Source organism: Streptomyces sp. NPDC002793, assembly GCF_040295485.1.
Taxonomy (GTDB): Bacteria; Actinomycetota; Actinomycetes; order Streptomycetales; family Streptomycetaceae; genus Streptomyces.
This window is the reverse complement of sequence record NZ_JBEOVL010000020.1, coordinates 15,697-28,129: the sequence shown is the minus strand read 5'-3', so window position 1 is coordinate 28,129 and position 12,433 is coordinate 15,697. Positions and strand designations below refer to the sequence as shown.

Here is a 12,433-nt window from a genome sequence, read left to right as displayed (position 1 = left end):
GGGTCACCAGGAGGCGAACCGCGACCAAGGGGCGCGGCTGCCCGCACACCTCCAGGTCATACCGGCGCGGGCCAGCAGTTTCTTCCCCTGGCGGGCCGTGACGCGCAGGGTGCACCCGTCGGACGGCCCGTCCTCGATCTCCAGGACTATCTCTTCTCCCAGCTCACCGAAGGCGGCGCAGTCCAGGGAGAGGCCGGCCAGGGCGAAAGCCTGTCCGGCGGGCATTCTTCGGGACGCCTCGTGGACGGTGAGATGACCGAACTGCCGGAAGCCCTCCAGCATGACCATCAGCGGTACGTGATCGGTGGGGTGGTCGAAGAGGACCGCGTGATCGCGGTCGACTCGCAGCCCCCACCGCTGGTCGGACCGGTCCCGCTCCAGTACGCAGTCCTTCCAGCGCAGCCGGCCCACCCGGCTGGGCCGTGCGATCCTCGCGTCCAGCGCGGGACGAGGAAGGATCACCTCGTCGTGCGCGGCCGGACGCCCCCGTAAGAGCCGGTAGCGCCGGTCGTCCACCATGAGCCCTCGGACGTGGCCGCGGCCGCAGGGGTGGCCGTCGACCGTGAGCGTCGCATCCAGCCGCGCCCCGACCGCCCGTCCCCGCCGGTCCCGCTCCTCGGCCCACGTCCCGCGCAGGACCACAGCCAGTGGTGCGACTCCGACACGGAGCGCGGCCGGGTCCGTGATGTCGAAGCTCATGTCCTGACCGATGAAGCGGGATCCGAGAGGTACCCCGAAGTACGTGTGGGCACCGTAGAAGTAGGCCTGGCGCAGAGTCTCCGCGAAGAGCAGCGGGTCGTTCAGTCCGTTCTCGTCCGGGTGGTACAGGGCATGGTCGCGGGGCCACTGGGCCCCCACCGAGAAGGTGTCCGTACCGGTACGGACACCGTCGGTGACGAACACCTCCGCGATGGAACTGCGATGCACAAGCGCACGTGGGACAGGCTGAAGGAAACTGAGCACTTCTGCCTCGACACCTATGGATGGCGCCTGCATGATCCTAGAATCATCGACTACGACAGACATCTGAATACCTCGCCTCTCAGCTGGAGTGACCCTGCGAGCGAACAGACGTGCGAAGCTCTCTGCGCATCATTAATATACCTGCGCGAAGGTATATTGCAAGGCTCGTCGCGGTGCGCTTCCATGGGTCAACTGCTCACAACAGCACGGAGGTTGGGGACGGTCAGAAGCTAGTAACCGGCGCGGCACGATATGGACGTCATGAGCAACGAGCGCAATGAGTCAAGGGCCCGCCGCACCGCGGGCACCTCCTTCGACGACACTTCACACCTCAAGCAGGAACGCGCGATCCGCACCCGCGGGACGATCCTCAACTCCGCCGCGGCGGCGTTCGCCACCGAGGGCTTTCCCCAGGTCACCATCAAGGACATCGCGGACGGTGCCGAACTGACCAAGGGCGCCGTCTACTTCCACTTCCCCAACAAGGAGGCGCTCGCCGTCGCAGTGCTGGAGGAGTTCTACCGGCGCATGCAGGAGACCGTCAACGGCGCTCTGGAACACGGTGATCCCGCCTCACCCTCGACCTTCGTTGACGTCCTGAGACGTCTCGCCCGGGCCTTCCGCGAGGACGTCTTCATCCACGCCGGAGCCCGTCTGCAGATCGAACGGCCCTACATCAAGGCCGAGCTTCCGGTGCCGTACGTGGGAACGCTGGACGTGCTGACCGAACTCCTGGACAAGTGCCACAAGGCGGGAAGCCTTCCCGAGGACACCGATCCCGAGGCCATGGCCCGGACCCTCGGCGCCGCCGTGTTCGGGGCCCAGCACATGTCCTGGGTGCTCAACAACCGCGAGGACCTCGTGGAGCGCGTGGAGGAAATCATCGATGCCTTCGTGCCGTTGCGCTGAACGCAGGACTGCCCGGCCCCTGGGGGGGGTCCGGGCAGCGCGGCGCGGGGCGGGCCCGGCCGTCACTCCTTGACGAAGGCCAGCAGATCCTCGTTGAGCCGCTCGGCATGGGTGGCGAACAGGCCGTGCGGGGCACCCTCGTACGGTATGAACCGGCTGCCTTCGACGAGTTCCGCCGTCCGCGGTCCGCAGAGGGCGTAGGGCGCCGCGAGGTCCTCGGTGCCGTGGATGACGAGCGTGGGCACGGTGACCTCGGCGGTCTCCGCGCGCTGGTCGGTGGTGAACAGGGTGCGGTAGATCTCGGTCCCTGCCCGAGGCGAGGCCTCCAGGCCCGTACTCACCAGCCACCGTGCGAGTTCGGACGAGACCGGCCGACCGGCCGGATCCGCGTTCACGCCGCCGAAGAACGGTACGGTGCAGTCGCTCAGCCACTGTGCCCGGTCCCGCCGGATGGCCTCGGCCATTTCGTCGAAGACGGCGATGTCGAGCCCGTCCGCGTTGTCCTCGGTCCGCAGCAGGAACGGAGTCGTGGAGGCGACCAGTGCCAGCTTCGCGACCCGCTCGGCGCCGTACCGGGACAGGTAGCGCACAGCTTCGCCGCCCCCGACCGCGTACCCCACCAGCACCGCGTCCCGCAGGTCGAGATGGTCGATGAGGTCGGCGAGGTCGGCTGCGAGCGTGTCGTAGTCGTAGCCGTCCCAGGGAGCATCCGAACGCCCGCAGCCACGCCGGTCGTAGGTGATGCAGCGCAGTCCCCGCTCGGCGAGGAAGGACGCCTGGAACTCCCACATGCGGGAGTCCATCATGGCGGTGCCCAGCAGGACGACAGGGCGCCCGGCACCCCAGTCCTTGTAGTGGAGCCGGGTGTCGTCCCTGGTCGTGACGTACGGCATGGGCGTTTCCTTCCTCTGGTGAGCCTCTGGTGGCGGGTGGGACGCGTCAGCCGCGCGCGGCGCGCCCGGGTGCGAACAGCACCAGGACCGCGGCGGCGAGGCCGAGCGCGACGAGCGGGACGAGCGTGAGCGCGAACGCGTCCGAATAGGCGTCGGCGGAGCGGCCCGCCTCGGCGAGCGCCGGGAAGAAGACCGATCCGGCGACCGCCACACCGAGGGCTGCCCCGCCCTCCTGGGCGGTGTTCAGCAGCCCCGACGCGGAGCCGGCGTGCTCGGGGACGGCCGCACCCAGCACCAGGTTGGTCAGCGGTCCGGTGGTCAGACCCATGCCCAGTCCGGCGACGAGCAGCATCGGCAGCAGCCAGAGCACGCTCCCCTCCGGACCGAGCCCGTTGGCCGTGAAGGCGATAGCGGTGTAGCCGACCGCGAGGGTCAGCGGACCGCAGGCCACCGTCCGGGCGGACAGCTTGCCGGCGAACCGCGCCGACACCAGCGAGGCACCGAAGTAGCCGACGCCCACCGCGAGGAAGACGAGGCCGGACTCCAGGGGGGACAGGCCCATGCCCTGCTGGAGATAGAGAGCGAGGATGAAGAAGAACGAGCCCATGGCGAGGAAGTAGACGACCGTGGCGGCCAGGCCCACCGTGAAGAGCCGGACCCGGAACAGCGCGGGTTCGATCAGCGGCCCCGCGTCGTTCGCGGCCCGCCGACGCAGGTGCAGGACGGTCACCGTGACCAGGACGGCAGCCCCGGCCAGGCAGCCCCAGACCCACGCCGGCCAGTCCTTCTCCTGGCCCTCCAGGAGCGCGAACACGACGAGCGCCAGCGACCCGGTGACCAGCAGTGCGCCGGCCAGGTCGAGCCTGGTCCCGCCGGTGCCGCGCGACTCGGGGATCGTGCGCTTGACGAAGGCCAGTGCGGCCAGGCACAGGGGGACGTTGATCAGGAAGATGGTCCGCCAGCTCAGGCCCGCCACGTCGACACTGATCAGGGCCCCGCCGATGAACTGGCCGAAGACGCCCGCCAGCCCGACGATCAGACCGTAGGCGTTGAAGGCCCGCTCGCGGGCGGCGCCGGTGTAGACCGTGCCGATGATGCCGAGGACCTGGGGGACCATCAGCGCGGCGCTCGCCCCCTGGGCGATGCGTGCGACCACCAGGACGTCGATCGTTGGCGCGAAGGCGCAGACCGCCGAGGTGATCATGAAGAGCGTCATGCCGAGGAAGAACATCTTGCGGCGGCCGTACATGTCACCGAGCCGGCCGCCGGTGATGAGGCCGGCCGTGAAGGCGACCCCGTAGCCGACGACGATCAACTGGGCCTGGGCGGCGCCGGCCTGGAGGTCCGACCGGATGGCCGGAACCGCCACGTTCGCGATGAAGAAGTCGAGAACGGTGATGAAGGTGCCCACCAGCACCACCACGAGGGCGCCGGCCGAGGGAGCGGCCACCGGTACCGGGGCGGGCCGTCCACGCTCCTCGACGGTGAGTTCGGGGCTTGCTTCAGAGGTCATTCCGACTGCTCTCCTGTGTTGGTTTCAGTGTTTCGTGTTTCTCGGTCACCAGGTCACGGGGAGACGGGTCACTCCGTGGAAAACGGTGCCTCGGCGGAAGACCGTGCTCGGTTCGGCCGCCAGCCGGAGGGCGGGGAATCGCCGCAGCAGGGTGCGCAGGGAGAGTTCCATCTCCATCCGCGCGAGCGGGGCGCCCTGGCAGTAGTGGGGGCCGTAGCCCCACTGGAGGTGGCCACCGGTGTCCCTGTCCAGATCGATGGTGCGGGGGCACGCGAACACCGACTCGTCGTGGTTGCCCGCGGGGACGGAGATGACCACCGCGTCCCCCTTGGCGATCGGCACCCCGCCGAGGTCGAAGTCCTCGAGGGCCTGGCGGACCATCGCGTCCTGCGAGATCGACCAGTAACGCATCGACTCCTCGACGTACTGCGGGATGAGGGCTCCGTCGTCGGCGGCCACCTTGGCGAACAGGCTGTCGTCCCGCAGCAGCCCCAGGATGTTGAGGGCTATCTGGTTCGTGGTCGTCTCGTGGCCTGCCACCAGCACCAGCCTGGCGATGCCGACGAGCTCGTCCAGGGTGATCTCGCCGCTCGCGTGGTGCACGGCCAGCCGGCTGATCAGGTCGTCCTCGGGCCGCTGCGTCTTGCGGCGGGCCAATTCGGCGAGGTAGTCGGACATCTCCACGAACGCCGCGTACGCCGCCGCCGGGTCCTCCTGGGAGATGACGACCCGGGTCTTCTCGATGAAGAACGGGGAGTCCTCGTCCGGGACGCCCAGCAGCCGGGCGATGACCAGCGTCGGCAGGGTCCGCGAGAACGCCGCGTGCAGGTCCGCCGGCTTCTCGAGGTCCTCGAACCGGTCGAGGAGGTCGTCGACGAGCCGCTGCACCGGCTCCTTGAGGCCGCGCACCCTGCGCATGGTGAACTCGGTCTGGATCAGCCCGCGCAGCCGGGCGTGTTCGGGGTCGTCCAGGCGCAGGTACGAGCTCGGGTTGCTGCCCGGCGGCAACTGGATGCGCACCGGTGCACCGGGCAGCCGCTCGTCGGCACTGAGCCGGGGGTCGGCCAGGGCCTGGCGCACGTCGGCGTACCGGGTCACCAGCCAGGCCAGCCGTGACTCGGCCGCGCCCTCAGGAATGCGTACGGCGCAGGGCGGCGCCTTGCGCAGCTCGTCCAGGATCGTCGGGGGTTCACCGTTCTCGGTCCGGGCGAACGGCCAGTCCAGCACACCGGTCTGAGCGTCGAGCGACATGGAAGGAACCCCTTTGCGAGTCGGAAGCACTTCTTCACCTACTGTCTCTTGACGGCCTGACGTGTACCTGACGTGGGAATGACTCCCTCCGCCCTCTGCTCGACCCTCCGTTCAGTCGAGGAAGGCAGCCTCTATCCAACGGCGCACGCCACCCTTGCGCATGCGGTGCAGCCGCCCCACGGTGTCCGCCACCCGGTGCGGCCCCCCCACGGAAAGGAACTTCTCCTGGACCATCTCGGAGTGCCGGGAGCGGGTGTCGGGGCCCGCGGCACCCAGGGGGATCAGACGGGAACGGGAGATGGTCCGCCCGTTCGCCAGCCGTACGACGACCCGGGCACCGGTGGCCTTGGTGGAGCGGGAGAAGTCCCGGCCGTCTGCCACCTGGCTGCCGACGAGGTCGACGAGCTCGTCACCGCCGAAGCCACGCAGCCAGGGGGTGGCCAGCGGTCCCGCCTCGCGCACCGCCTCGCCGAACGGCGCGTCGGACAGGAAGAGTTCACGGGTCATGTCCGTGTCGTGCTCCAGCCGCACCCGGCGGGCCAGCGACCAGCGCACGGGGTCGTCCAGCTGCGGCGCGGAGAAGTCCTCCACGGAGAACTCGCCGGTCAACAGGGTGGTGGCGACCGGGTAGGGGACGTCGAGGACGAGCGCGCCCAGCGGGGAGCGGGGGCCGTCGACGTACTGGGCCGCGCGCTCCCCCGCGAACAGCGTGTACAGGGACGCCTCCACGACGATCTCCCGCACGTCCTCCGGGCGCAGCGGGCCGATTTCGCGGTGGATCTCGGCGGCGCAGTCCACGGCCGCGTCGATGCCGGGGCCGCCGGGGTGCATCTTGAAGGAGAGGGTCTCGGTGTGCCAGCGGCGGCCGAGCCCCTTCGCCACCGCCTGGGGCAGCGGAACCGTCGCGAACCGGGCGAGGAAGCCGTCCTGGTGCTCGATGATGTCGGGGGCGCCGCGCAGTCCGGCGGCGGCCGCGTCACACGCGTCCATCGCGGTGCGTACCGGCGTGAAGGTGTTGAACAGGCGTGCGTCGCTGGCGAGAAAGGCGCGCATCAGCGGCCAGTTGGGCATGGCGAACGCGAGTCCGAAGGCGTTCTCCCACTGGTCCGCCGGGGCCCGGTCGCAGTGCAGCCGGCCGGCCACCGCACCGGCCAGGTGGGTGTGCACGGCGCTCTGTCCGCGCAAGGGGCCGAGGGTGGCCGATGCGGTGATGCGGGCCGCGCACTCGTTGGCCGCGACCACCGCGGTCAGCAGTGAGAGCCCGTCGAGCTGACGGGCGTACGCGAAGGCCAGGGGCACGGCGACGGTGGAGTTGGACAGGTGGCCGGCGTAGGCGGTGTCGTCGAGGTTCAGCCAGGAGCCGAGGGCGGCGAAGACACTCGCGGCGGTGCGCGGGTCGCGCTGCATGGGATGGCCGAAGGCGGCCACCAGGCGGCGTCCCAGCGGGTGTTGGAGGCCGGCCCGGATCGAGGCGATCTGGGACAGGACCTGGCTGGCCGCGAGCTTGAGGACACGGCAGGGGATGTGTTCAGGACGCAGGTTCGCGGCCCAGTGGGACAGTTCGCGCAGCGGTGTGTCCGCAGGCGGGCGGGAGCGGGTGGTGGACCGCGCCTGGCTCTCCCACTGCTCGCACAGGGCCCTGGCCACGCTTTCGCTGAGTACAGCAGCCGTCATGGCGCGACATACCTTCTCTACGGGGAGGACGCGGATGGGACACGGAGGGGCGGGGGCGCCGGTACTCCCGGTGCCCCCGCCCGCCACGCGTGCGGGATCAGGCGCCGGGGACCTTGTCCAGGAACCCGTAGACGCCGTTGATGCGGCCGTCGTCACCCGTGACGAGGACGTCGAAGCCGATCGCGACGGGCTCGGCGCCCGCCTCGGTCACCAGGCCCCACTGGAAGCGGGCGATGTTGTGGTGGGTGTCCACCGCTCCGTGCAGTTCGAAGGAGAGTCCCTTGAACTGGTCCTGTGCGCCCGCGACCACGGCCCCGAACCCGTCGTGTCCTTCGACGGCGGCGAGCGGGTCGATGTACGGGGCGCCCGGCGTGAAGAGCTCGGCGATGCCGGCCGCACGCTTGTCGGCGTCCGTCTCGTTCCACAGGGCGAGGTACTGGGTGACGGTGTTGGTGAGGTCGCTCATGGCGGTCTCCTTCTCCTTGTGATTGCGGTGTCTGCCGGGCCGCCAGGTGTGCCGGCTCGGCGGGGGGTCATGTGGTCCCGGGAGGCCCGGGAGGTCAGGGCCGTCCGGTGGCGGGAGCGGTGGCGGGAGCCCACACGGCCAGGGCACCGGGCATGACCTCGAAGGTCGCCGACGGGCCGATGCCGTGCTGGTACTCGCCGTCGTGCTCCAAGGGCAGTCGTCGGCCGTCGGTGCGTTCCACGGTGATGGTGCGGCCGCGGGCGTAGACGGTGCCGGGAAGCTCCATATGGGCTGCCGTCCTGGTGAGTTCGGGTACGTCGGCGGCGGGCACACCGTCCCCGATGACGCAGACGTCGAGCAGACCGTCGTCGAGGAGCGAGTCGGGCAGGACGAGGTAGCGGCCGCCCCGGTAGCGGCCGCCGCCGACGTTGGCGAGGACGGTGGGGCCCTCGTGCACCACGCGGCCGTCGACGGTGACGCGGCCCGGGTAGGGGACGTACGCGGCCGCGGTGTCGGCGAACGCCTTGGTGTACAGGTCCCTGCCCGTCAGGGAGAGGTCCCGCGCCCTGATCAGCGCGTCGGCGATCACACCGGAGCAGGCGCCCAGGTAGACGCACTGCCGGGTCTCGGCCAGGCGGGCCAGGTCGAGACGCCGCAGCCGGGCGCTGCCGCCGGCTCCCGAGTCGGTGAGTACCGCTTTGAGGGACTCCGTCCAGGGGCGTTCGCCCCACAGCATCTTGTAACCGGAGTTCCCGGTGCCGCCGGGCACCACGGTGAGCGCGACGCGGCCGGGCGCGAAGGCCAGGCCCTGGACGACCTCACGGACGGTGCCGTCCCCTCCGACGACGACCACCAGGTCGGGTGCACCGCCCGGCCCTTCCAGGGCACGGCGCACCGCGACGGTGGCGTCCCCCGGTGCCGTGGTGGGGTGGATGTCGACGTGCTCCAGGCTACTGGCGCACAGCTCCGCCACGTCACGCACCAGTTGGGCGCTGTGACTGCCGGAGGCGGGATTGGCCAGGACCAGGGCCCGGGTCGGGCCCTGGTCTGTGGCGTTGTCTGCCATCGGGCTTACTCCTCGGGATCGTGGTGGCACCGGCGGTTGCGGGGCCGGGCCCGGACAGTTGTCGGGCGCGGCCTCCACAACAGTGCCAAGAGGTACTGACACGGCTCTGACGTGCAGCTGACGCCCTGGACCCGGCCGCCGACGGGCCGGGGAGGCGCTCAGCGCGCTGCCGAGGCGACGACCCGTTGCAGCCGCTGGGCGAAGTGCATCGTGACGCCCTGCGCGTGGGCGTCGATGTAGAAGTGACCGCCCGGGTACTCGCTGTGGCCGAGGTAGGCCGGGCTGCGTTCCGCCCAGTGCTTCATGGCCTCCGGGTCCTCCTGGAGCGGGTCCGAGCGGCCCCCGTAGGAGGCCAGTGCGCAGCGGACCCCCGCCTTGTCGTCCACGTACTGCGCGGCGACCCTGAGGTCGGCCCGCAGAGCCGGGACCACCAGGGCGAGCATCTCCGGGTTGTCGTAGACCTCGGCGGGGAAGGACCCCAGACGTTTGATCCATTCGATCAGCTCGGGCTCCGGCATCCGGCTCTGCTCCTCGGTGGGCGCGTACCAGCCCTCCGGCGACCAGCCGGACATGCCGATCATGACGGGGGAAGGGTCGCCCGCCTCCTCCATCCGGGTCGTCAGCCGGAAGGCGAGCTGGGCGCCGAGGCAGTGTCCGAAGAAGGCGAAGGGCCTGTCGTCGAGGTCGTCGAGCACTGCTTCGTGGAGGGCGTCGAGCAGCGGGTCCCAGTCCTCGTACGTCATCTCGTCACGGCGGTTGTGGCGGCCGGGCAAGGTCACCGCCTGGGCGGCGATGTCGGCGGGGAGCAGCTTCTCCCAGTCGCGGTAGATGATGGCGCCGCTGCCCGCGTGCGGCAGCAGGAAGAGCCGTACGGAAGCGTCCGGGGACGGCTCGACGGGATGGAACCACTGGCCTGTGCGGGACATGTCCGCGCCTATGGCACTGGTCACGATTTCGTTCCTCCATCGGTGAGGGTCCGGTCGATCTCACGCACTGCGGGGAGCAGCACCTCGGCGATTTCCTTCAGCTGCGCCTCGGGTTCGAGGGATCCGATCCGCAGGACGAGGTGCCGGGCGCCGGCGCGGACGTAGCCGCCGAGCCATTCGGCACACTGCTCGGCACTGCCCCAGCCGTAGGCCTGGATGGCCGACATCTGTTCCAGGGAGCGCCCGTAGTAGTGGCTGATGTAGTGCTCCAGTTCGGCCCTGGCGGCGACGGCGTCGCTGTTGACGGTGACCGTCGCGTACAGCGCGGGGGTCACGGCGCCGGGGCTGCGGCCCGCTTCGCCGGCGAGTTCGGCGATCCGCCGGCAGGCCGCGCCGTACGCGTCGACGTCCGGCAGGAAGGGCAGCCAGCCGTCGTAGCGGGTGGCCGCGCGGGCGAGCACCTTCGGGGTGTCGCTGCCCGCCAGCCAGAGCGGCGGACCACCGGGTGTGGCGGGGCTCGGCAGCCGGTCCAGCCGGTCGGCCTGCCAGTGCTTCCCCTGGAAGCCGGTGGGCCGGCCCGGTTCGCCCGCGGACCAGGCGGTGCGCCAGAGGTCGGCGATCTCGTCGAGGCGGCCGACCCGCCCGGTGAAGGAGGCTCCGACCGAGGCGAACTCCTCCTCCGTCTCGGGCATCGGGAATCCGGATCCGAGGCCGAGGACCAGGCGGTCCCGCGCGACGTGGCCGAGGCTCGCCACCATGTTGGCGCCGATCAGCGGGTGCCGCAGGGCGGGGGTGAGAGCGGCGGTGCCGACGGTGATGCGCTCGGTGGCGGCCGCGGCGGCGGAGAGCACGACGAGGGGGTCGAGGCGGGGGCGGGCCGTCAGGGAGTCACCGGCCCACAGGGAGTCGAAGCCGAAGCTCTCCGCCTGACGGGCGAAGTCCAGGAGAGGGGCAGCCGCGTAGGTTCCGATGATGGCCTGCTCCCTGGTCGGGAGCAGGATTCCGATGCGCAGGGATCCGGGGGTGGTGCGGGAAGGCGCGTCGTCGCTCGCTCGTCGCGCGGGTGCCCGCGCCCCTTCCGGGGCGGGGCCGGGCCGTTCGGCGTCCATGAGTGCCGCTTCCTCTCGTCGTTCTGTCGTCACACTTCTGGTTCAGATCAGCGCATCGCTCGCCGGGGCCGAGAGCTGCTGTCGCACGGCGCGGCGCAGGATCTTGCCCGACGGGTTGCGGGGCAGGCTGTCGACGATGTGGTAGGCGCCGGGGATCTTGTAGTCGGCGAGGCTGCCCCTCAGGGACAGCAGGAGCTCTCGGGGGGTCGCGGTGGCGCCGGGGCGCAGGACCACGGCGGCGTGGACCGCCTCGCCCCAGCGGGGGTCGGGCAGCCCGACGACCGCGGAGTCCGCGACGGCGGGGTGTGCCGCGAGCGCCTTCTCGACCTCGGCCGGGTAGATGTTCTGCCCGGCGACGATGATGGTGTCGTTCATGCGGTCGCAGAGGTAGAGGTAGCCGTCCTCGTCGAGGTAGCCGGCGTCGCCCATGTGCAGCCACTCCCCCACCAGGGTGCGGCCGGTGGCTTCCGGGAGGTTCCAGTAGCCGAGCATCCGGGAGGGTGCCCGGACACAGATCTGGCCGATGGTGCCGGGCGGGAGTTCAGCGCCGTCCGGGCCGATCACCTTCACCTCGTTGCCGGGGCAGGGCCTGCCGACGGACTCCAGGACCGCGCTGCCCGGGTAGTGGTCCTCGGGAGGCAGGCACACCGCCACGCTGCCGGTCTCGGTACTGGCGTAGATCTGTGCGAACTCGCACTCGAACGTTTCCAGGCACTGCTTCAGCAGCGTCTCGGACATCGGGGCGGCCCCGTAGCAGACCTTCCGCAGGGAGACGAACGCGTCCGGACCCGCCGTCCGTTCGCCCGCCATCATCTGGAGCATGGCCGGCGCGGCGAAGGTGGTGGTGACCCGGTGGGTACGGATCAGCCGCACTGCCTCCTGCGGGTCGAACTGGGGCATGATCACACTGGTGCCACCGGCGTTGAAGGTGTGCATGAACCAGCCGATGCCCGCGATGCCGAAGCCCGGCAGGGAGATCAAGGCGATGTCCTCGGGCAGCCAGTCGATCCAGGCGGCGCCGTGTTCGCGCATCGCCTGCGGCAGGGTGAAGAAGCTGCGGTGGGCGAGCACGGCCCCCTTGGGCAGCCCGGTGGTCCCGCTGGTGTAGATCTGCACCACCGGGTCGTCGGGCCCGGTACCGACTTCCAGCTCGGTGTCCGGCCTGCTCGCGTACCAGGCGGGCAGTCCGGCGCCGCCGGCCGGTTCCCCGTCGGCGTCGGTGCCGTCGATGCGGATCACCGTGTGGAACGCGGGCAGGTGGGGGCGGACCTTGGCCGCGGTGTCCCAGAACTCGTCGTCGACGAAGACCAGGACGGCACCCGAGTCGCGCAGGATGTGATCGACCTCGTCCGGGGTGAGCCGCCAGTTGACCGGGACGAGGACCGCGCCGACCTTGGCGCAGGCGAGTATCACCAGGTAGTAGTTCTCCGACTCGCGCCCCAGATAGGCGACCCGGTCGCCGCGCCGCACGCCGCTGGTGCGCAGGGCGTGGGCCGCGCGGTTGCTCTCCCGGTGCAGCTTGGCGTAGGTGGTGATCCGGCCCTCGCAGACGATCGCCGCATGGTGCGGGCGGCTGCCGGCATGGGCACGGGAGGTGTGGTTGAGCGTCCAACTGGCGTTGTCCGCGATGGTCATGGTGGTCATGGGGTCCTCCCCGTTCGTC

Annotated in this window: 11 protein-coding genes; 1 reads left to right on the top strand and 10 read right to left on the bottom strand. The window is 70.7% G+C overall.

Going from position 1 to position 12,433, the window contains the following annotated elements; genetic code table 11:
* Positions 1 to 3 precede the first annotated feature (3 nt).
* Positions 4 to 996 carry a ScbA/BarX family gamma-butyrolactone biosynthesis protein gene (locus ABT001_RS20730; protein WP_351279475.1) on the bottom strand — a complete coding sequence of 331 codons (993 nt, stop codon included), beginning with the start codon at positions 994 to 996 and terminating at the stop codon, positions 4 to 6.
* Between the two features lie 228 nt (positions 997 to 1,224).
* On the opposite strand from ABT001_RS20730, the gene ABT001_RS20725 reads away from it, so the two are divergent.
* Entirely contained in the window at positions 1,225 to 1,872 is a 648-nt protein-coding gene (locus ABT001_RS20725; RefSeq protein ID WP_351279473.1) for a ScbR family autoregulator-binding transcription factor, read from the top strand.
* 62 nt (positions 1,873 to 1,934) lie between these two features.
* Here ABT001_RS20725 and ABT001_RS20720 read toward each other — a convergent pair whose 3' ends face one another.
* The 9 genes from ABT001_RS20720 to ABT001_RS20680 all read right to left on the bottom strand — a co-directional run bounded on the left by ABT001_RS20720 (position 1,935) and on the right by ABT001_RS20680 (position 12,405).
* The gene (locus tag ABT001_RS20720; protein WP_351279471.1) at positions 1,935 to 2,765 is read right to left on the bottom strand and encodes an alpha/beta fold hydrolase; all 831 of its coding nucleotides are present in this window, start codon (positions 2,763 to 2,765) and stop codon (positions 1,935 to 1,937) included.
* A gap of 46 nt (positions 2,766 to 2,811) precedes the next feature.
* On the bottom strand, positions 2,812 to 4,278 hold the full coding sequence (locus ABT001_RS20715; RefSeq protein WP_351279468.1) for an MFS transporter: 1,467 nt from the start codon (positions 4,276 to 4,278) through the stop codon (positions 2,812 to 2,814).
* 45 nt (positions 4,279 to 4,323) lie between these two features.
* A complete protein-coding gene (locus tag ABT001_RS20710; RefSeq protein ID WP_351279465.1) occupies positions 4,324 to 5,529 on the bottom strand; it encodes a cytochrome P450 in 1,206 nt (401 codons plus the stop codon).
* Between the two features lie 111 nt (positions 5,530 to 5,640).
* Positions 5,641 to 7,203, bottom strand: a complete 1,563-nt coding sequence (locus tag ABT001_RS20705; protein ID WP_351279463.1) for an MmgE/PrpD family protein — start codon at positions 7,201 to 7,203, stop codon at positions 5,641 to 5,643.
* Between the two features lie 97 nt (positions 7,204 to 7,300).
* Positions 7,301 to 7,669: a nuclear transport factor 2 family protein gene (locus ABT001_RS20700; protein WP_351279460.1), complete on the bottom strand. Its 369-nt coding sequence runs from the start codon at positions 7,667 to 7,669 to the stop codon at positions 7,301 to 7,303.
* A 94-nt stretch (positions 7,670 to 7,763) separates the two neighbouring features.
* Positions 7,764 to 8,735, bottom strand: coding sequence for a diacylglycerol/lipid kinase family protein (locus ABT001_RS20695; protein ID WP_351279458.1), 972 nt, complete (start codon positions 8,733 to 8,735; stop codon positions 7,764 to 7,766).
* 158 nt (positions 8,736 to 8,893) lie between these two features.
* Positions 8,894 to 9,661 (bottom strand): thioesterase II family protein, encoded by a 768-nt coding sequence (locus ABT001_RS20690; RefSeq protein WP_351279623.1) that lies wholly within the window; start codon positions 9,659 to 9,661, stop codon positions 8,894 to 8,896.
* A 20-nt stretch (positions 9,662 to 9,681) separates the two neighbouring features.
* Positions 9,682 to 10,770, bottom strand: a complete 1,089-nt coding sequence (locus tag ABT001_RS20685; protein ID WP_351279456.1) for an LLM class flavin-dependent oxidoreductase — start codon at positions 10,768 to 10,770, stop codon at positions 9,682 to 9,684.
* Between the two features lie 42 nt (positions 10,771 to 10,812).
* Positions 10,813 to 12,405 carry a fatty acid--CoA ligase gene (locus tag ABT001_RS20680; protein ID WP_502967493.1) on the bottom strand — a complete coding sequence of 531 codons (1,593 nt, stop codon included), beginning with the start codon at positions 12,403 to 12,405 and terminating at the stop codon, positions 10,813 to 10,815.
* Positions 12,406 to 12,433: the final 28 nt, after the last annotated feature.